Source organism: uncultured Maribacter sp., from assembly GCF_963975365.1.
Classification (GTDB): domain Bacteria; phylum Bacteroidota; class Bacteroidia; order Flavobacteriales; family Flavobacteriaceae; genus Maribacter.
Genome location: NZ_CAXBGF010000005.1, coordinates 127,316 through 147,044, shown reverse-complemented (window position 1 = coordinate 147,044; position 19,729 = coordinate 127,316). Strand labels below are relative to the sequence as shown.

Genomic DNA, 19,729 nt, shown 5'->3' with positions numbered 1-19,729 from the left:
AAAAAGAATTCTGATTCTTTCCGATAGCCCTACTCACACTAATGACATAAAGAACGCTTTACAAACAATTAAAGACAGTACAAAAGAAATTGAACTAGGCACCTTATTATATTAATATATAAAGAGAATAACCTCTATAAGCTAGACGGTAAAAAAATACTCTTTAAAAATACAAATAAAACAATCAAGCATTTGAATGGATTTTTGTTAATCGGCAAAGATGGTGGTATAAAGTTAAAACAACCTTATCCAGTGCAACTGGAAGAAATTTTTAAGCTTATTGATAGTATGCCGATGTGTAGGGCTAAAATGAAATCAACCAATTAAATCTAACATCAATTTTTCTACTTCAGCACTATTCCATTTTTTCTCTATATCGGGCGTTTTCATTACTTGCTTCATAATGTTTTCTTGAGCATCTCCTACAGCTAAAGCTTCAGCATAAGGTCGCAGTGAAAAAGTAACCCTACTGTATGCAGGAATCCATTTATCAGGATGATTAGCCGAAAAATATTTTTCTATTTTCTTTTGAAGTAAAAAATTAGCGTCTGCCGTTTTAGTACTCATTTCCACAAAGTTTCGATAACTAAGTTCTGCTATAGCATCTGCATTCGGCTTACGCCTTTGTTGGTAAGTATTAAAAATCTTTTCCCAATCATCTCCAAATTCCTGTATAATCTCGTCTAACACAAAAATATCTTCAAAACCGGCATTCATACCTTGCCCGTAAAAAGGTACAACAGCATGCGCAGAATCACCAACAAGAGCCACTTTATTCCAATAGGTCCAAGGGTAGCATTTCATAGTTACCATTGCACTAGTTGGATTCTTAAAAAAATCTTCCGTTAAGTTCTCAATTTCATTCTTTACATTAGGAAAGTAAGTATTGAAAAACTGAATAGCATCTTTTTTCGTTTTAATACTATCAAATGAAAGATCACCCTCAAAAGGCATGAACAGGGTGCATGTAAAACTACCATCTAAATTAGGCATGGCTATGAACATGAATTTACCTCTTGGCCAAATATGAAAAGAATTCTTATCTAATTTATGAGTGCCGTCATTATTAGCAGGAATGGTCAATTCTTTATAGCCTACATCTATAAAGTCTTGTGAATAATCAAATCTACTTCTGCGTTGCATTTTATGACGAACCCTTGAAAATGCCCCGTCACAGCCAAAAATTAAATCAAATGGATATTCTTTCCATTCGCCTTTCTCTGTATCACCAGTATAAACTTTAGCCTCTGGTAAGTCAATATCCCAAACCTTTTCTTCAAAACGAAATTCCACACCATTTTTCTCAGCTAAATCAATCATTCGTTTATTTAGTACACCACGAGAAATGGACCATATTGCCTCCCCATCTTTACCATACTTTTGATAATACTCAGGTTTACCCACAACATGCATAGCGCGTTTATCTAACGGTATGGCAATTTTCTTTATTTCATCTTCAATACCAACAGCTCTTAGGGCATTCCACCCCCTATTGCTCATTGCAAGGTTTATCGATCTTCCTGAAAATTCAATATTACGAATGTCAGGTCTTCTATCAAAAACTGTGATTTGATGTCCGTACCTTTTCAAATATATAGCAAGTAAAGAACCTACCAATCCTGAGCCAATGATGGCTATGCTTTTTTTACTTTGGGTCATGCATTAAGCTTTACGCCAACATTAAGTGAGCGTTAAAAATAGCAAATTATGCCCTATTTCCACTATTTGACACTCAAACTAAAAAAATCAATCAACAATCTAACAATCAATATTATTTTAAATATTGATGTTTTGTCAAGCAAATTTATTACAACATAAGTTTAACGAAAACATGTTCAGTCAATTGCCTAGTCGATAAAGGATAAAATTCATTAATGGCCGAACAATATACTAACACCGCAATCTTTTAGCATTTAACCTAAAGTAGGTTGTTAGCATTCTGACTAAATTCAATTCTATCTTAGATTTTCGAGAATTACCGAGAATTATAGTAAACAAGGTTATTTTAGTTTATCAATAAATGCACAAGTAAAAAAGATTGTATGCACCTAGAGTTAGAGCTGAATAGAAGTACTGAGTTCCCAATACTTCAGATTAAAAAAGGAATAATAGCATCAAAGTAAACTAACTTGGGAAAAACACAAGAGTTATTCATAGAAAACAAATTTAATATTTCGAGACATGCCTCTGAGTTTTTAATCTCGATTATCGAGTAAATAACAATCGACCATAAAAAAAGTCCTTTACTAATTCCGTAAAGGACTTTTCAAATAAAATACTTTCAGAAATCTATTTCATTATTCCGTCAACTATACCATATTTTATTGACTCTTCTGCATTCATCCAGTAATCTCTATCAAAATCACTTAAGACTTTCTCAAAATCTTGCCCACAGTTGTCAGCCAATATATGCGCACTAAGTTCTTTAGTTTTAACAATTTCCCTTGCCTGAATCTCAATGTTTGATGCTTGACCTCTTGCACCTCCACTTGGTTGATGAATCATAACTTGAGCATGTGGCTGTATAAATCTTCTACCTTTTTTACCTACTGATAATAAAATAGAACCCATTGATGCTGCTAAACCAGTACAGATTGTAGAAACCGGGCTTTTTAAAGATTTTATGGTGTCATACATTGCAAAACCAGAAGTTACATAACCACCAGGACTATTAATATACAGTTGAATTTCTTTGCTATTCTGCATATCTAGATACAATAACCTATCAATTACATGTTTTGCAGAATCGTCATCAACCATACCCCATAGGAATACCTTTCTTTCCTCCAACATTTTCTCATCTATGGCTTCCTGAATTTTTCCTTTTTTAGCACTCATATTTTAAGTTTAATTATCTCTAACAAAATTAATGAATTAATTCATAAACAAATGTGGCATAAGACAACCTAATTACTATCCTTTTATATCATTCATAAATATAACCGAAATTTAGGCTTTACAATTGTTCTTCAACCTTAACGGTTTTCTCAACCACCTTTTTAATGGGTATTACAACTTTACCGTTTTTAGTTTTAAGAATCATTGAAATACTATCAATACCGATTACTGTACCTTCTAGTTTTCCTATTTTAACCTTATCACCTATTATGTAAATTTTTCTTGTATAAAATGTTCTTAATAAATCACCAACTACTTCTCTTGCCCCTAAACCTAAAGCCAATGAAATTGCCAATAAGAAAGCACCTAGTATCATGGTGAAATTATTTGTAATAATTTGAGTATCAACACCTGCTTGATTTAAAGCAGTGATACTCACAAAAATAATAATCAAATAAAATAAGGCGTTACCCAAAATTTTTCCACCACCCATGCCTATAGAATCAAAGACCTTGAAAATCATTTCTTTGATCATTTTGGCCAAAAACAGGCCTATCATAAAAATAATAAGTGCCGATAGTAAAATGGGCAGGTATCGTAATAGGTTTGCTATTTCTGTAGATATTATAGTTAAACCGATAATGTCAGATGCTACTATTATAAATACCAACCAAAGAAATACCTTAACAAAAGTGAGAATCACTTTTGGAAAATCTATTTTGATATCGGACTCACCAAAAAGCTTTGCATCATTAATTTTTTCTGAAAAACGATGTAATTGAATGGCCTTGAAAATTCGTTTTAAAACGAATGTGGTTATTTTAATAATAATCCATCCAAAAATTAGAACAACAAATGCACCAAATATTTCTGGCAAAACAGCCACAATATCTTTGAATATGACACTCAAAGATTCAAAGGTTAGGTCTTTCCACTTATCTACTGTTACCATGAATATAGTTTTAATTATAATTATTTCGTTTTCATCATGCCTTCAATAATCGAGGCAAAATTTCCGGTGAACAGATTGCTCAATTCCATGATCAATTTAGCTGCGGCTACATCATTCATAACTTTCTTACGTAGTTCAGGCGGAACATCTTTTAAATTCCCTTCTAAATTTTTAAATGGATTATTGTTCTGTTCTGTCATTACGGTATGGTTTTATACATTTCCACAACTTTAGCCTTTGCGCGCTTAAGCCTCATTTTTATGGCACTTGATTTAATCTCTAAAACATCTTCTAATTCTTTTATTGACGCTCCGTCTTGATATTTCAATAGCAAAAGCGTTTTATCTTCGGGAGTAATTAGCTCTAAAGCTTTTTTAAGTTTATCTACTTGCATTTGCAGCAATAGATTATCGGTCACTTCTACCAGTATTTCTTCTAGTGAATCAAATTTTACTGAATTATCATTAATTTTTCTTTCCTTATTTCTATTCACATAATTGACACAAAAATTATACGTGAAAGAATATAACCATGTAGAGAATTTCGATGTCCCTTTAAAAGAACCTAGTTTAACATAGAGCATCAAAAAAATATCTTGAGTAAGGTCTTCTGCTTCTTTATTCGATTTTGCAAAGCCTAAACATTTGTTATAGACTAATTTGGAATATCTATCGTAAAGCACCCCAAACAACAAAGCATCCTTGTTAGCAACAATTTGTTGTATCAATTCAGCATCGGTATATTTATCATGTATCGGATTAGAAGAAGAACTCTTACTGAACTCGCTTCCAATTATAATAAAACATAGCTTCTTAAGAAATGTCACTCTAGTGTTTTGTTTGCAAAAAATAAAAGTAGGTTAAAGATACTGTAATTGATATATTTGAATTAAAATGTGCTGAAAATGAAAAAATTAATTATCCTTTCTATAGTAGTATCTAGTATTATGATAAGTTGCAAAACCGACAACAAAAAGACGAAAGTTGAAGTTGTAGAAGATACGGAATTGACAGTACTAGAAAAAATTGCGAATGCAAATGGATATGAAAATTGGAAGGATGTCTCAAGTATAAAATTCACTTTTAATGTAGATCGTGATTCTTCGCATTTTGAACGTACTTGGTTATGGGAAACAGGTTCTAACGATGTTACTATGATGACACGGCAAGATACAATTACTTATAACAGAAAGGCTGTAGATAGTACTATGGTAGGCACAGATGGTGGTTTTGTAAATGACAAATTCTGGTTATTGGCACCTTATCAATTAATTTGGGACCAAAAAGGTTTTACTTACGAGCTTGCTGAAAATATAGAAGCACCTATTAGCAAAACCAAAATGCATAAATTGACGACCGTATATTCAAATGATGGCGGCTACACACCAGGTGATGCTTATGATTATTATTTTGGGGATGATTACATCATTAAAGAATGGGCATATCGAAAAGAAAATCAAGCAGAACCTAACATGGTTACAAGTTGGGAAGATTATAAAGAACTAAAAGGATTAAAAATAAGTATGATGCATAAAAGACCTGATGCAGATTTTTCTCTTTTCTTTACAGGTGTTGAAGTGAAGTAATGCGGTATAGTGTTTGATATTTTCAATTAACATCAAATACCCTATGAAACTTCAGTTTTTAATTATTTTCCTATTTTCTACCCTTCTTTATTCACAAAATAAATTAAGTGGAATTGTAGTGGATATTTCTGATAATTCTCCATTAGAATTTGTTGGCGTTTACAATAGTACCAACCACACAATGACCAATGCTGACGGTCGTTTTCAGTTCTCATCCTTAACCGACACTATTATTATTTACCGCCCCGGTTATGATAAAATAGTCACTACTTTTAATAAAACCAATGACACTATTTATCTTAATAAAAGTGTTTTAGAATTAAATGAAGTCACCGTTACCAATGAAAAAACATTGTGGCAAAAAGTAAAAGATTCCATTGATTCTAATTATCCTTTATATCCTTATAAGGAGAAATTCTTATTAAGAGGAGTTTTAAGGTATAATGGTGAAATTACCAGAATACAGGACCTACAAGGAAAACTGGAAAGAAGAACGCTACTGTATACTCAAGAAATTGAGCCAGACAAAAAAGACTTTAAAGTAGAACTGACCAATATGCGTAAAGTAGGTTTGGTACTTGATGAAAATGACATATATTTTATTTTCGATTCATTTTACGGTTTATTCATGAACTTGATACCTGTAAATGCCACCGGAGATGCTTTTGATTTGACCGAATCTACATTTGAGAATGGTGAGAAAATAAATCTGAATTTTCAAACCAAACCCGAAATTGCAAATGAGAAAGTAAGGGGATATTATATTATCAATACTAAAAACAACGCTATTGAGCAGTTTAAAATAGTTCTTGAATTTGAAAACAATCCATTTTCAGAAAATGAAGATAGCAGATACAGGACAATTTCTATTGATAAAGAAATATCACTTACAAAATCCAATAAAAATCAAAAATACTTTATAGCATCTTCCAAATATCATGCTATTGTTGAGCAAACAAACAAAAATAACTCCTTCACTTCTTACTACGACGTATCTTTCATATTGACCACTTCAGAAAACGAAGGAGATTTTAATGTAAAGAAAAACGTTAGCACATCTAAAGACCTTTTCAAAATAAATTACCCTTATGACCAAAGTAATTGGAATGCTCAAAACCAATTATTGCTAACAGAAGAAATGTTAGATTTTATTGAAAAAGTGCAAGACCCAAACAACGAGTTTAAAGTAAGAAGTAACATCAAGAATTAAAATTGACTCAAATTACCTATGTCTTTTTCCTTTTTAATAAAAGTGTAAATAATAAAATTAAAAAACCACAGGCAAGAAGTACAACAAAACTTCGGGTAAGACTATAATTCTCTGCTAAAAACCCTAAAATTGGTGGGGCACATAAAAACCCCGCATATCCAGAACCAGCTATAAATGCTATTCCCTTAGAGGATTCTACACCTTTTACATTACCACCTATTCTAAAAACTTCGGGCACCATTACTGAAAAACCAAGTCCATTTAAAGCAAAACCTATAATGCTCAAATAAATATCGGTAGTTAATACTAAAGCGTACCCTATAATTGCCAAAATAGCTCCTAAAGCTACAATTTTTATGGAGCCTATTTTTTCACTAATTCCATCACCTAAAAATCGCCCTAAGGTCATTGTAATTTGAAATCCTAAAAAGCCTAATCCCCATAAAGCTTCGGGAGCCAAGGCAATTTCCTTTAAATAAAGTCCGCTCCAATCTACAATTGCCCCTTCACTACCCATGGCAACAAACGATATTAGTCCTAATAATAAAAGTGGTTTTAGTAACCCAAAACTAAACGGTTCATTTTCTATTTCTTCGGCTATTTCAGAAATATACTTCCTCCTAAATATAAAATTAACTACCAGAACCAATAAAACAGCTATTGACATATGGAGTACAGGGTTCGAAAGAGGACCAATTAAAAAACTTCCCATACCTGCCAAAACACCACCTAAACTAAAAAAGCCATGGGAAGCAGCCATAAACTTAACCTTATCTTTTTTCTCTATTTCTGTTACTAAGGTATTCATAGAAATATCGGTGATACCATTCGATGCACCGAAGAGAAATAGAGCTGCCATTAAAACATAATAGTTTGGTGCCAACAAAGGTAACATAGCAGCTGCACAGCTCAACAAAACTCCATAAAACGTAGATTTACCAACTCCTATCCTATTAATTATTGAAGATGCAAACGGAAAAATAGTGAATACCCCTAATGCCAAAAAGAAAATAGCAATCCCTAATTGAGACTTACTAATATCTAAAGTGTCTTTTACAGTAGGTATGTAAATTGCCCAAGTACCAAAAAGTATATTGATACTCGCAAAAACCCACGAAGGTCCGAAGTATCTTGCATTACCTAATATTAATTTTAACGATTTCATCTAGAGTTGGTTGTTGGTTAAAAAATTAAATGAATTTAATATGCCAGTACTCCTGCTTTTAAAATTTGCCCGAAACGATACATATCTTCAAATGAAGAATAAAAAGGTACAGGTGCCAATCGTATAACATTTGGTTCGCGCCAATCGGTAATCACTCCATTTTCCATTAAATAATTGAACAACGATTTTCCTTGTCCGTGCAAAAAGACAGATAATTGACAACCTCTTTCCAATGGTGTAATAATTTCAAAAGTACTATCGACCTCTTTATCAATTTCATGTAGAATAAATTCTAAATAGGCGACAATTTTATTCCGCTTTTTGATTAAGGCCTCCATGCCTACTTCTTCGAACATTGTTAAAGATGCTAAATATGGTGCAACAGAAAGTATAGGAACATTGCTTATTTGCCAGGCATCGGCATTTTCCATCGGCTCGAATTCAGGTTTCATCAAAAATCGAGTTTCTTTTTTTGTTCCCCACCATCCTTCAAATCGTTGAATGTCCTTTTTATTCAGATGTCTTTTGTTCACAAAAATACCCGATGCGTTACCAGGTCCGCTATTCATATACTTATAACTACACCATGATGCAAAATCCGCATCCCAATCATGCAATTTCAACTCTACATTACCCACAGCATGTGCCAAATCCCAACCCACATTTGCCCCTACTGCTTTCCCAGCTTTGGTAATGGCTTCCATATTCATCACCTGCCCATTGTAATAATTTACACCACCTATTAAAACAAGTGCCAATTCTTCGCCCAGCTCTTTTATTTTTTCAAGAACATCCTCTGTTCTCCAATGATGTTCCCCTTCACGTTTTTTTAATTCAACTATTGTTTCATCAGAATTCAAACCGTGAAACCGCACTTGACTTTGAAACATATATTGATCACTAGGAAAAGCTTTTTCCTCACATAGAATTTTGAATCGAGTTTTTGTAGGTCTGTAAAAAGACACCATTAATAAGTGTAGGTTAACAGTTAAAGTATTCATTACTGAAACTTCTTCTGGCAATGCCCCTACAACTTTTGCTAAAGGTTCTGCTAAGCGCTCATGATAATCCCACCAAGGTTTTTCAGCATAAAAATGGCCTTCTACCGCCAGTTCTGCCCAATCTTCCATAACTTCATCAACAAAACTTTTTGTTCGTTTTGGCTGAAGCCCTAAAGAGTTACCTGTAAAATATATTACCTCTTTCCCATTGATTTTTGGGAATATAAATTCATCTCTATAGGTTCGTAAGTTATCTTGAGCATCTAATGATTGTGCAAACTCAAGTGTATTTTTAAATTCCATAACTAATTTTATATAAAAGTAATCATAAGCCTATTATTTAATAAACCCGAATCAATAATAGCTTACTCTAATTTGGTTCGAAATCGCATTTCTACCATATGTTTCTTGAACCCAACTTTTTCATAGGCACGTATAGCCGGCTCATTTTCATTATAAACATGTAACCTCATTTCTACTAAGCCTATAGAACTAACCCATTGCTGTAACCCACTTATAATTTTACCGTTTATTCCCCTACCCCTATATTCGGGGTCGGTATACATAAAACCTAAATAGGCAAAAGTTTCATGGTCTAAATAATGCCGTGCTGGCTTTTCTAAAGCATAACCCGTTGCTACTATCTTTTCTCCTTCACAAGCAACTAAAACCACAGCTCGTGAATTTGACATTAAAGCATGTAAATCATAATAGGTTATATCGTTATTTCTAATTGTAGGATCGAAAGGGCGCTCAGAGGCAATAACACCTTGTTCATGTTGTAAAAGCACCGGTAAATCTTCAATTACAGCTTTTCGAATACTAATTTCCTGGTTTATCATGTGTTAAATTTGATGTCATGAAATTAAGGCTTAAAACCCTATTTTTGCAAAAAGAAACGTATGCATTTTATATCGCCACTTTTAGAAAGCTATTTGGCAGATAATTCGCAAGAGGAACCTAAATTACTACAAGAACTTACTCGTGAAACTCATTTAAAAGTGATTCAACCGAGAATGCTTACCGGCCATTTTCAAGGCAGAGTTTTAAGTTTGTTGTCTAAAATTATTAATCCTACCTATATTCTTGAAATCGGCACGTACACTGGTTATTCAGCTTTATGCCTTGCTGAAGGATTACGAAAAGAAGGAGAATTACATACAATTGACGTAAATGCAGAATTAAAGCATATTCAAAGCACTTTTTTTAACCGTAGTGAGTACGGAAATCAAATTATTCAACACACAGGCAATGCTTTAGATATTATACCTGAGCTAGACATCACTTTCGACCTTGTATTTATTGATGCAGAAAAAAAACAGTACCATAAATATCTAGAAAAAATTTTACCTAAAACAAAGTCGGGCACAATCATACTCTCTGATAATGTCTTATGGTCTGGCAAAGTTGTAGAACCCTTAGACCCAAAAGACAATGCGACAAAAGTATTGTTAGATTACAATAAAAAACTAAGGGAACATCCACTTTTAGAGACTGTGTTATTACCTATTCGCGATGGTTTAACTTTAAGTAGGGTGAGATAAGTATGCCATATAATTTATAAAACAACCAAGCAGAAAATATTCCTGCCAAGGCACCAACAATTAAGTCTATAGGAAAATGTACCCCTACGTAAATTCTACTCATAGCAAATAAGATAGGCCAAATATAAAATAGGTATCTCCATTTAAAATGTTGCCTTAAAAACAGAACAACTAAGGTTATTATAGAAAAGGATGATGAGGCATGACCTGAAAAGAAACTAAAGCCAGACGGCCTCCTTAAAATACGGATTAAGGTATTTATTTCTTCATCATTATTTGGCCTCAAACGCGCAACCAGATTCTTGGTCAAATCCGTTAAGGTACCTACGAACAGAACCATGACCAAAAGGGTCAAAATCATGAATAAAGCTTCACGTTTTGTGAATTTTACAAAAAAAAGAGAAATAATAAGTACAAAAAAAGGAATCCAAGGCGGGAACTTGGTAACCGTAGACCAAAATAAATCATATTGCTCAATACCAAGACTGTTAAGATAAACAAAGGTCTCTCGGTCCCATTGTAAAATCTTATCGAGCATAATGACCTACTTTCTTTTTATACTGCCAGTTACGTCACTGATATTTTTGCCAACATCGCTAATCTGTTTCTTAACATCTTTAGCTAATCCAGAATCAATATCACGTTTCATGTCATCGATATCCTTCTTGATATCCTTTACAAAACTTGTGTCAATACCTTGCTTATCAGCACTCTTTTGAATTTCTTTTTTAATGTCTTCGGTTGCATCCTTCAATTGGCGCATACCCTTACCCAACCCCTTGGCAATACCAGGAATTTTGTCGGCACCAAAAACCATCACTACGACAAACATAATGAAGAAAATTTCTGCGCCACTAATAAATAACGAATACATAGCTATCATACTACAAATATAAACAAGTTTACTATCCAAATTAAAAAAGCCTCGTATAACTACGAGGCTTTTTATAGAATTATTTTTTAGTCCTATTTTCCTTTAATTTCCTCTTTCATTTTATCAAATTCGTTCTCCTGTTCCTTCTTTGGCCAACTATTGTTAGTGGTATCAATATCGGCAGTTTCCATTTTAGGATCAATAACAACATTTGTAAGTTCTGAAGAAGATGAAATAACCATCATTACTTCTTTAGAATTCTTTCTCCAAATCTCTGGTGGGTAGGTTATATTTTTAACCGAACCATCTGCATAGGTATATTCAACGATCAATGGCATTGGCAAACCACCTGGACTATTATATGTTATCTCATAGAAATATTTTGGCTCCTTAACCGTAGCTCGTTCTGCTTCGGTCATATTATCCATCATATACTCTTTTAAAGTTTTGGAAGTTTCAGAAGGATTTACTCCCTCTAAAGCAGGATCGTAGCTTTCACTGTCAGAAGAGACCAAAAATACTTTCGACATCAAATCACCGGTAACAGGTTTTTTTGCTACCTGATACTTTTTAATATTTTTCACCCCCATGTCAACAAAATCGGTGGTATAAAACCATCCTCTCCAATACCAATCTAAATCAACGGCAGAAGCATCTTCCATAGTTCTAAAAAAATCTTCTGGAGTTGGATGTTTAAACATCCAACGATGTGAATAGGTTTTAAATGCATGGTCAAATAATTCACGACCCATTACTGTTTCTCTTAAGATATTTAATGCAGTTGCCGGTTTTCCGTAAGCATTAGGTCCTAATTGAAAAACATTTTCAGGATTCGACATAATTGGTGATATCGTGCTTTGATCACCACTCATATAGGGTACAATCTTAGAAGGATCACCTCTTCTAGAAGGGTATTTATCATTTGGCGCTACAGCCTCAGGATATAATTCTCCGAATTCTTGCTCGGCCATATACTGCATAAAGGTATCTAAACCTTCATCCATCCATCCCCATTGACGTTCGTCTGAATTTACGATCATCGGGAAAAAATTATGTCCCACTTCATGAATAATTACACTGATCATTCCGAATTTTGTTCGGTCAGAATAGCTACCGTCTTCATTTGGCCTACCGTAGTTCCAACAAATCATTGGATATTCCATTCCCTGATTTTTAGCATGTACGGAAATTGCTTTTGGATAAGGATAATCGAATGTATGTGATGAATATGACTTAAGTGTATGAGCGACAGCCTTTGTAGAATACTCTTCCCATAACGGATTACCTTCTTTAGGATATAATGAAACCGCCATTATATCTCTATTGCCCATTTTTACTGCCTGCATATCCCAAATAAATTTTCGGGAAGTAGCAAAACCGAAATCACGAACATTTTCAGCTTTTAGCTTCCATGTTTTCGTTTTATCTGAAAAACCTTTCTCAGCCGCCTCTGCTTCTGCTTGGGTAACTATAATCACAGGCTTATCATATGATTTTTTTGCTTGCTCATAACGACTCATCATTTCTTTTGAGTACACGTCTTTTCTGTTTTGAAGCACACCGGTACCATCTAAAATATGATCTGCAGGTACCGTAATATTTACTTCATAGTTTCCGAATGGGAGTGCAAATTCTCCATTTCCCCAAAACTGATGATTCTGCCATCCTTCTACATCACTATAAACCGCCATTCTTGGAAAAAACTGAGCAATTACATAAGCTCTGTTTCCATCTTCCTTAAAATACTCATATCCAGATCTTGCTCTATTTATAGTATGATCAGGAATATTATAATTCCATTTTATATTAAAAGAATATTTCTCTCCACTTTTTAGCGGTGCAGGTAAATCTACACGCATCATGGTGAAATTAACAGTATACGGCAAAGCATTTCCAGAACCATCTTTTACATAATCTATATTAAATCCCCCATCAAAAGATTCTGTTATATACTTCTCAACAAAATCTGCCGTATCTTCTGATTCTTTTACTTTAGCTCCATTTTTCAATAAAGCTTTTGAATCTTTTGTCCTTATATTCTGATCTAACTGTAACCACAAGTATTCCAAATCATCTGGTGAGTTATTAGTATAAGTAACTGTTTCTTCTCCAAAAATTTTGGCGTTCTTATCATCTAAGCGAATGTCCATCACATAGTCGGCCTGTTGTTGGTAGTAATCTGGTCCTGGCGCACCAGATGCCGACCTATATGTATTAGGAGTGGCGAATTCTTCGTAGAGTTGTTTAAACTTACTTTGGTTGTAATGCCCTGGTTCTTTTTCTTTGGTTACTTCCTCTTGTGCAAAACCAACTGCTACAAAAAGAAATAATACAGAGGCAAATGCATACTTTATTCTTATCATTACTTAATTATTTAGTGTGGGAAATTTAAAGTTTTTAAAAAGATTTCTTAATATATGTTACAAATTTAACATTCCTTTAGTATGTGACTTTATAAGAACATGGCTTTTTTTCTTTCCATTAATTTTGAAATGAACAACATTTTGTTGATCATCGTATATATCTGTAAGTACTTCATTTTGAATACCGATTTGCTTTAAATTCTTTAGCGGAACATCGGTTACTTCTAAATAACATATTACCATATCTGTATCATACTTCTTACCAATAAAATTATATTTTACAGTTTCTCCATTCACTTCTACTAAAAATTTAGTGCGAATATATTTCTCGAAATACGCTCTATCGTCAGCTGACTCGTTATCGGTTCCTAACTTTGAAGATATACCGTAGCGTTCTTTTAATACAGCGTTCATATCATCAATAAAAATTCGAGTTATTATCTGAACCGATTGGTTCTTTTCAGAATAATCAACGTTAGTTACACTGATATAGAATTTATGTGCTCCCGTAAAAGCAAATAATGGCATTATTAGCAATAATAAAGCTGTTCTAAAAAATTTCATATGGTGTTATTTTAATACTGCTTTACAAAGCATATGCCAAAAACAGATGCTAATCTAAAGAATTATTTTTTCTGTAAATAGAACTTTTCTTAAGAAAATAGTCCCAAATTTTAATTTGGTCATGGGTATCAACTATTTCTTGAAATATAGCGTCTACTTCACAGAAATATAAAAAATCATCTATTTTATTTAGTGGTATACCTAAATCTTTTTGATACACGCTATCGTCGTAAAAATCGCGTACACGCTTTGTTCTATCGTACAGTTTATTTCTTTCTACCCGCTGTTTCAACATTTTAGTACGACCGGTAATAGCATTTATTAAAGGGTCAAAACTCATAACTGGATTGGCTGTTGCAGCGGTAAGCTCTCGTTCTGCCTTTGTAGGTATTTTTACGTAAGCATTTGGTAAGCCCAATGTAGATGCCGTAACTATTGGGTCTAATGCTAACGTAGCTAAATCTTTAATAAGGTCACCACTAAGGTTATAAGGTGTTACCGTAACCTCGTCTAACTCGGTCAAGGCCTCCTCTAAACCAATAGATACTAACTTGCTTTCTAAAATGGACGTTGATACAATTACCATCTTCTTTTTGTATTGAATTGCAGAAAATTCCAAAGTATCCAATACATGAACGGAAATGGTAAAAAACCCATTTACATCGGTTATGGTTGCCCTCTTTGTCGTTAAATTCAACACATGTGTTGCAGCTACATCACCATCAGCGCTATATACTCTACCTTCTAAATTTTTAGGTTCACCGATTTGAGCTACAACTGTAACACTGCATAATAATAGTAAAATTAGGAGACTACTCCTCATCTACTCCTTTCAGAAAGGATTTGCTGTTAGTAACCAAAGCATCAATGAGTTGAAACTCATTTTCTTTCTTAAGTAAAGATTGTATTGGCATTCTAGTATCGCAATATATCAAGAACTCATCTATTCTATCTTGAGGTATTGCTAGATCAACCACAAAAAATGAATCATCATATACTTGTCTTAGCACATCACTTACCTTTAATTTAGGACCGGTTTCTTCTGTTTCGTTCTGAGACTTGAAAATTGCCCTGAAAATATTAACAAAATTCAATCCATCTTGCATTCCTCTTTCCGATTGAGATAATGAAATGTTCTCTACTTCTGTACTTCGATCAATTTCGTATTCATATGTTTTAAACTCTTCATTCTTTAACTTTAAAAAACGCTCTTGTTGATCAGGAGTAATCACCACTTCATCTAACTCGGTCACTTTTTCCTTAACCTCAACGACTAAGCGATTATTTGCCAAAATTTCTTCGGTGATGGTAACCACTTTTATATTATAGTTAACAGCTGTAAATACTAACTGATCACCCACCTTTACATTAATTTTAAATTGACCTTGATCATTGGTAATAGTTGCTTTTTCAGATGTGAAGTTAATCACATTTTCATTAGGTACAGCAACATTCATATAGATAACAGAACCCATTAAGGGTCGTCTATCGTCATCTTGTGAAAAACTGGTTACTGTTGTAAGTAATACTATTAAAAAAAGTAATTTTTTGGTCATTATTTTATTTTAAGCAATGAACACCCTTTTATAAGGAATTCAGAATATAAAGTAAAGATATGTTAACATGATAAAAAAAAACCCGTCAATAAACTTTTGTTAATTTCTTACATCAACCTTTAAATTGAACAGGTACATGAATCACGTACTTATGAGCTAAAATTATATATACTTTCAACGAAGTTTAATGTACTTCAACCTATTAGCTTACTATTTCAACATATAAATAAATTTAGATAAGAAGATAATACTATTTTTGTTTTCCACCATTTTAAGGTTATAAAACGCTTAGTATGAAAGCTATAATTTTCTTTATTTTATTTACAATACTCACAATACCAACCGTATTTGGGCAAATAAAAATAGGTGATAATCCCCAAAATATAGACCCTGCATCGGTACTTGAATTAGAAAGCAGTTCAAAAGTATTGGTAATTACACGGGTCAGCACACAAGAAATGGAAGCTATAACTCCACAGAGAGGTGGTATAGTTTATAACACCGACTCCGAGTGTATTAATTATTATGATGGTACGCAATGGGTGAATCTTTGCGATGCAGTTAATTTCACCATTACCAACGACCCTATAATTAACAATAGAGCGACCATTGAAATTACCCAAACAGCAGGTGGTTATAATTTAGAGATTGCCAAAAACGGTATACTTGGTGATAATATAGTAGATGGTGGAATTGGACCAGACGATATTCAAGACAATTCCATTACCCAAGAAAAACTGGCTGCAGAATCTGTGGGTTCTAGTGAAATACGCCAAAATTCGGTAGGTACAGATGAGATACGAGATGGTAGTATTGCACCAACCGATATGGCTAACTTTATACCGGGCCAAGTATTAGTTACCGATGAAAATGGAATAGTTCAATGGGGAGATGCAGGCGACCTAACGGGTGCATTAGGTGACGAAATAACCATAACCGGAAATGGCACACCGGCCAATCCGTTGGAAATTACCGAAGGCATACAATTGAATATTTCAAATAATACGGCATTAATTACAGAACATATTATTGATGATCAAGATACCGATGACACCAATGAGCTCATTGATTTAACGTTCAACGAATTGACCAAAAAGTTGACCATTAGCCAATCGGCAACCCCCGGTGGTACATCTGTTGACCTATCCGTATTAAATAATTCAGGAACGGATGACCAAACCATTACTCAATTCAACTTAAATCCGACTACGAAAGTGCTTACCTTAACCCTCGAAAATGGAGGAACTAGAACGGTTCCTTTACAAAGTTTAAGTGAATCTAATACCGACAGCCAAACCTTAAGCATTACAAATGATATTTTAGAAATTTCAGGTGGAAATAGCATTCCCTTAACCGATTATATCAATACTGATTCACAACAACTTCGAATTAACGGTAATCAACTTAGTATTTCAGGTACGGGGGGCAATACTATCACTTTACCTGATATAGACCCTACCAATGAGTTGCAGAATATCGGCCAAGTTTTACTTGACGGTAATGATGGAGGGGGAAAAATAATTAAAAATATTGGTGATCCTGTAGATCCACAAGATGCAGTAACACTTTCTTACTTTAATACGAATAACATAGGAAATCAAAACGCATCACAAGTAGCATACGACCCTACAGCATCAGGACTTGCAGGGGCAACAGCACAAGCAGCCATCGATGAACTTGCTGGGAGTACATTGGTTAATACGGACAACCAAAATGCAGCACAAGTAGCATACGACAATACAGCCTCTGGACTTACGGCGATAACTACACAAGCAGCAATTGATGAAATAGTGGCTAACCCCGTAGTGGAAACAGATAACCAAAATCTAGAAAGCGCGATACTGACAGGTTCCGATCTGGCAATCAATATCGAGGACGGAAACAATGTAACAGCCGACCTTAGCGAACTCACCACCGATCTAGAACTTGCCGCCGCAATAACGGCATCAGAAAATGCGGATGATGATAAAAGCGATACGAACGAAATTCAGGCTATTACATCTACCGACGGATCGGTAACCATAACCAACACGGATAATGATTTCAACCTCTCCGTTACAAGTGGTCAAAATATCACAAATGCAAATCTAAATTTAAATGATGACAGAACGGTAGGGCTAGCTGGAAATGACTTATATTTCACTGGAGCTGGTCTTATTGGTATTGGAACAATTACACCCTCTAACAAACTACATGTTGCGGGTGCAATTAGAGCTGAAGGGATTAGAAATACTTTCGGAACTTTACCAAGCAGTGTTGCATATAGCTTTAATGATGATTCCAATACCGGTATGTATAGAGCTGGTCCGGACCAATTAGGACTTGTTACAACGGGTGTTGAGGCACTAAGAATTGATGCTGCTCAAAACGTTGGCATTGGCCCTACTTTCGAAGTGGATGGAACTACTATTGCAGCGAGACTTCACGTTGATGGAGATGTTTTGTTTGAAGGCAATGTAACAGTAACGGGGACTCATACGGGTATCCCAGACTATGTATTTCAAAAATATTTTACTGGTTTATCCGAATTAAAGGATAGCTATAATTTTAAGAATCTTGAAGAAATTGAACAATTTTTAATAAAGAACAACCATTTGCCTGGAATTAAATCAGCCAAACAAGTTAAAGAGGATGGTCTTTGGAGCCTAAGTGAATCAAACTTACAAAACCTCGAAAAAATAGAAGAACTCTTTCTTCACACCATTGAGCAAGAAAAGAAAATAAAGAAGCTAGAGTCATCCAATAAAAACATGGCTAGCGAAGTACAAGCACTTAAAGCCCAAATGGAGGAAATCAAGAACCTATTGTTAGAAAAGACGAAAGAATAATGAAAAAGCAAATTAATCTTCTTTTCATTCTTTTGGTAGTTTCGGCATCTGCCCAAACCGCCCTATACAACAATGGTAACTTACGTATTCATGAGGGTGGCAGTATTGGTTTTCACACCAACCTCATCAATGACTCCCCTTTAGACAACAACCTTGGTTTAGCAGGTTTTTATGGCACACAGTTATTAACTGTTTCTGGTACGTTGACCCCTCAATTCTATGATGTAGAAATTGCTATAGAAAATGATTTGCAATTAGCGTTAGGCATCGATAATAGCAACAATACCAATTTTATTTTAGGTAACATTCGTACGCCTCTTACCCAACCTTCTATTTTTTATACTTTTTTAGATAATTCGTTCTACACTGGTGAATATGATTTTTCTAAAATTGAAGGGTATGCAGCCATAACTAATCAGCAAGATTTTGCCTTTCCTATTGGGGACAGTCAATTTTTAAGACCATTAATCATTAACTCAGAAAGCACTAACCTATTCTCAAAAAGTGCCTATTTCCATGAAAATGCTGATAATCCCATTTCATTGTCAAATACCTTCGATACCACTGAAAAAGACTTTGATATTGAACTTGTTAACACTAGTGAGTTTTGGAGATTAGAAGGTACAATTCCATCTAATGTAACCCTTAGCTGGAACCAACGTAGTGCAATGGCAGGCCTAACCGAGGATACTACCACAATCATACCTGTTGGGTGGAGCAAAGCTTCTCAAAAATGGGTGAATTTAGTGGGTAGTTTACCCGTAGGCACCTTAAACGAAGGCTTTATAACCACAACTTCATTCATACCAGATGATTACGAAATTATAACGCTTGGGGTATCAAAAGCACCATATGAGCCATTATCATTAGAAGTGATTAACATTGATAATTTCTTTGTTTCCGTAAATGGTGATGGTGTAAATGATTATTTCTACGTTGCTGAATTAGAAGAATTCGAAAGCAATTTTGTTCAAATCTATGACCGCTATGGTTTAAAGGTTTTTGAAATGGCAAATTATAGAGATGAATTTAATGGATTTTCGAATCTTAACAACATTCCTTTCGGTGCCGAAAAAGGGCTACCCATAGGTGTATATTTCTACACCATAGATTTACCTGGAGAAGATTTGAGCTTTCAAGGATTTTTATATTTGGCTCGATAGTTAAAATTGATAAGTATAAAAATATTACAACGACCTTTTTAGCGTTAAATTAGATAGGTCATGCCTTAAAATCTTATTTTTAACTT

General features: G+C 34.1%; 19 protein-coding genes. 5 read left to right on the top strand and 14 right to left on the bottom strand.

Annotated elements, in window-relative coordinates; genetic code table 11:
* Positions 1 to 315: 315 nt before the first annotated feature.
* The 5 genes from AACZ49_RS08260 to AACZ49_RS08240 form a co-directional block, all read right to left on the bottom strand.
* Positions 316 to 1,659: an NAD(P)/FAD-dependent oxidoreductase gene (locus AACZ49_RS08260; protein WP_339653322.1), complete on the bottom strand. Its 1,344-nt coding sequence runs from the start codon at positions 1,657 to 1,659 to the stop codon at positions 316 to 318.
* A gap of 630 nt (positions 1,660 to 2,289) precedes the next feature.
* Complete coding sequence (locus AACZ49_RS08255) at positions 2,290 to 2,838, bottom strand: ATP-dependent Clp protease proteolytic subunit (RefSeq protein ID WP_339653319.1); 549 nt, start codon at positions 2,836 to 2,838, stop codon at positions 2,290 to 2,292.
* Positions 2,839 to 2,956: 118 nt separating this feature from the next.
* Positions 2,957 to 3,790: a mechanosensitive ion channel domain-containing protein gene (locus AACZ49_RS08250; RefSeq protein ID WP_339653316.1), complete on the bottom strand. Its 834-nt coding sequence runs from the start codon at positions 3,788 to 3,790 to the stop codon at positions 2,957 to 2,959.
* Positions 3,791 to 3,810: 20 nt separating this feature from the next.
* Positions 3,811 to 3,990 carry a hypothetical protein gene (locus AACZ49_RS08245; RefSeq protein ID WP_339653313.1) on the bottom strand — a complete coding sequence of 60 codons (180 nt, stop codon included), beginning with the start codon at positions 3,988 to 3,990 and terminating at the stop codon, positions 3,811 to 3,813.
* A complete protein-coding gene (locus AACZ49_RS08240) occupies positions 3,990 to 4,616 on the bottom strand; it encodes a sigma-70 family RNA polymerase sigma factor (RefSeq protein ID WP_339653310.1) in 627 nt (208 codons plus the stop codon). The genes AACZ49_RS08245 and AACZ49_RS08240 overlap by 1 nt, the downstream gene beginning before the upstream one ends.
* A 78-nt stretch (positions 4,617 to 4,694) precedes the next feature.
* On the opposite strand from AACZ49_RS08240, the gene AACZ49_RS08235 reads away from it, so the two are divergent.
* Positions 4,695 to 5,375: a hypothetical protein gene (locus AACZ49_RS08235; protein WP_339653308.1), complete on the top strand. Its 681-nt coding sequence runs from the start codon at positions 4,695 to 4,697 to the stop codon at positions 5,373 to 5,375.
* A 43-nt stretch (positions 5,376 to 5,418) separates the two neighbouring features.
* Entirely contained in the window at positions 5,419 to 6,585 is a 1,167-nt protein-coding gene (locus AACZ49_RS08230; RefSeq protein WP_339653305.1) for a hypothetical protein, read from the top strand.
* Between the two features lie 16 nt (positions 6,586 to 6,601).
* Here AACZ49_RS08230 and AACZ49_RS08225 read toward each other — a convergent pair whose 3' ends face one another.
* From AACZ49_RS08225 to AACZ49_RS08215, 3 genes are all read right to left on the bottom strand, one after another.
* Positions 6,602 to 7,750, bottom strand: a complete 1,149-nt coding sequence (locus AACZ49_RS08225; protein ID WP_339653304.1) for an MFS transporter — start codon at positions 7,748 to 7,750, stop codon at positions 6,602 to 6,604.
* Positions 7,751 to 7,785: 35 nt separating this feature from the next.
* The gene (kynU, locus tag AACZ49_RS08220) at positions 7,786 to 9,054 is read right to left on the bottom strand and encodes a kynureninase (protein WP_339653303.1); all 1,269 of its coding nucleotides are present in this window, start codon (positions 9,052 to 9,054) and stop codon (positions 7,786 to 7,788) included.
* Positions 9,055 to 9,116: 62 nt separating this feature from the next.
* A complete protein-coding gene (locus AACZ49_RS08215; protein ID WP_339653302.1) occupies positions 9,117 to 9,593 on the bottom strand; it encodes a GNAT family N-acetyltransferase in 477 nt (158 codons plus the stop codon).
* 60 nt (positions 9,594 to 9,653) lie between these two features.
* On the opposite strand from AACZ49_RS08215, the gene AACZ49_RS08210 reads away from it, so the two are divergent.
* Positions 9,654 to 10,295, top strand: coding sequence for an O-methyltransferase (locus AACZ49_RS08210; RefSeq protein WP_339653301.1), 642 nt, complete (start codon positions 9,654 to 9,656; stop codon positions 10,293 to 10,295).
* On the opposite strand, the gene AACZ49_RS08205 is transcribed toward AACZ49_RS08210, so the two are convergent.
* The 6 genes from AACZ49_RS08205 to AACZ49_RS08180 all read right to left on the bottom strand — a co-directional run bounded on the left by AACZ49_RS08205 (position 10,258) and on the right by AACZ49_RS08180 (position 15,652).
* Positions 10,258 to 10,833 carry a phosphatase PAP2 family protein gene (locus tag AACZ49_RS08205; RefSeq protein WP_339653299.1) on the bottom strand — a complete coding sequence of 192 codons (576 nt, stop codon included), beginning with the start codon at positions 10,831 to 10,833 and terminating at the stop codon, positions 10,258 to 10,260. The genes AACZ49_RS08210 and AACZ49_RS08205 overlap by 38 nt on opposite strands.
* A gap of 6 nt (positions 10,834 to 10,839) precedes the next feature.
* Entirely contained in the window at positions 10,840 to 11,169 is a 330-nt protein-coding gene (locus AACZ49_RS08200) for a twin-arginine translocase TatA/TatE family subunit (protein WP_339653501.1), read from the bottom strand.
* A gap of 92 nt (positions 11,170 to 11,261) precedes the next feature.
* Positions 11,262 to 13,532, bottom strand: a complete 2,271-nt coding sequence (locus tag AACZ49_RS08195; RefSeq protein ID WP_339653298.1) for a M1 family metallopeptidase — start codon at positions 13,530 to 13,532, stop codon at positions 11,262 to 11,264.
* Between the two features lie 57 nt (positions 13,533 to 13,589).
* Positions 13,590 to 14,096, bottom strand: coding sequence for a DUF6702 family protein (locus AACZ49_RS08190; RefSeq protein ID WP_339653297.1), 507 nt, complete (start codon positions 14,094 to 14,096; stop codon positions 13,590 to 13,592).
* 49 nt (positions 14,097 to 14,145) lie between these two features.
* The gene (locus AACZ49_RS08185) at positions 14,146 to 14,919 is read right to left on the bottom strand and encodes a hypothetical protein (protein ID WP_339653296.1); all 774 of its coding nucleotides are present in this window, start codon (positions 14,917 to 14,919) and stop codon (positions 14,146 to 14,148) included.
* Complete coding sequence (locus AACZ49_RS08180; protein WP_339653295.1) at positions 14,909 to 15,652, bottom strand: hypothetical protein; 744 nt, start codon at positions 15,650 to 15,652, stop codon at positions 14,909 to 14,911. The genes AACZ49_RS08185 and AACZ49_RS08180 overlap by 11 nt, the downstream gene beginning before the upstream one ends.
* Before the next feature lie 293 nt (positions 15,653 to 15,945).
* Between AACZ49_RS08180 and AACZ49_RS08175 the strand changes: the two genes are divergently transcribed.
* Entirely contained in the window at positions 15,946 to 18,480 is a 2,535-nt protein-coding gene (locus tag AACZ49_RS08175) for a hypothetical protein (protein WP_339653294.1), read from the top strand.
* Positions 18,480 to 19,643: a gliding motility-associated C-terminal domain-containing protein gene (locus AACZ49_RS08170; protein WP_339653293.1), complete on the top strand. Its 1,164-nt coding sequence runs from the start codon at positions 18,480 to 18,482 to the stop codon at positions 19,641 to 19,643. Before AACZ49_RS08175 ends, AACZ49_RS08170 begins: the two co-directional genes overlap by 1 nt.
* Positions 19,644 to 19,729: the final 86 nt, after the last annotated feature.

Bases quoted from the DNA above. Each gene is read 5' to 3' on its own strand.
- AACZ49_RS08260 (WP_339653322.1), bottom strand. From the start codon at position 1,659: ATGACCCAAAGTAAAAAAAGCATAGCCATCATTGGCTCAGGATTGGTA.
- AACZ49_RS08255 (WP_339653319.1), bottom strand. From the start codon at position 2,838: ATGAGTGCTAAAAAAGGAAAAATTCAGGAAGCCATAGATGAGAAAATG.
- AACZ49_RS08250 (WP_339653316.1), bottom strand. From the start codon at position 3,790: ATGGTAACAGTAGATAAGTGGAAAGACCTAACCTTTGAATCTTTGAGT.
- AACZ49_RS08245 (WP_339653313.1), bottom strand. From the start codon at position 3,990: ATGACAGAACAGAACAATAATCCATTTAAAAATTTAGAAGGGAATTTA.
- AACZ49_RS08235 (WP_339653308.1), top strand. From the start codon at position 4,695: ATGAAAAAATTAATTATCCTTTCTATAGTAGTATCTAGTATTATGATA.
- AACZ49_RS08230 (WP_339653305.1), top strand. From the start codon at position 5,419: ATGAAACTTCAGTTTTTAATTATTTTCCTATTTTCTACCCTTCTTTAT.
- AACZ49_RS08225 (WP_339653304.1), bottom strand. From the start codon at position 7,750: ATGAAATCGTTAAAATTAATATTAGGTAATGCAAGATACTTCGGACCT.
- kynU (WP_339653303.1), bottom strand. From the start codon at position 9,054: ATGGAATTTAAAAATACACTTGAGTTTGCACAATCATTAGATGCTCAA.
- AACZ49_RS08215 (WP_339653302.1), bottom strand. From the start codon at position 9,593: ATGATAAACCAGGAAATTAGTATTCGAAAAGCTGTAATTGAAGATTTA.
- AACZ49_RS08210 (WP_339653301.1), top strand. From the start codon at position 9,654: ATGCATTTTATATCGCCACTTTTAGAAAGCTATTTGGCAGATAATTCG.
- AACZ49_RS08205 (WP_339653299.1), bottom strand. From the start codon at position 10,833: ATGCTCGATAAGATTTTACAATGGGACCGAGAGACCTTTGTTTATCTT.
- AACZ49_RS08200 (WP_339653501.1), bottom strand. From the start codon at position 11,169: ATGTATTCGTTATTTATTAGTGGCGCAGAAATTTTCTTCATTATGTTT.
- AACZ49_RS08195 (WP_339653298.1), bottom strand. From the start codon at position 13,532: ATGATAAGAATAAAGTATGCATTTGCCTCTGTATTATTTCTTTTTGTA.
- AACZ49_RS08190 (WP_339653297.1), bottom strand. From the start codon at position 14,096: ATGAAATTTTTTAGAACAGCTTTATTATTGCTAATAATGCCATTATTT.
- AACZ49_RS08185 (WP_339653296.1), bottom strand. From the start codon at position 14,919: ATGAGGAGTAGTCTCCTAATTTTACTATTATTATGCAGTGTTACAGTT.
- AACZ49_RS08180 (WP_339653295.1), bottom strand. From the start codon at position 15,652: ATGACCAAAAAATTACTTTTTTTAATAGTATTACTTACAACAGTAACC.
- AACZ49_RS08175 (WP_339653294.1), top strand. From the start codon at position 15,946: ATGAAAGCTATAATTTTCTTTATTTTATTTACAATACTCACAATACCA.
- AACZ49_RS08170 (WP_339653293.1), top strand. From the start codon at position 18,480: ATGAAAAAGCAAATTAATCTTCTTTTCATTCTTTTGGTAGTTTCGGCA.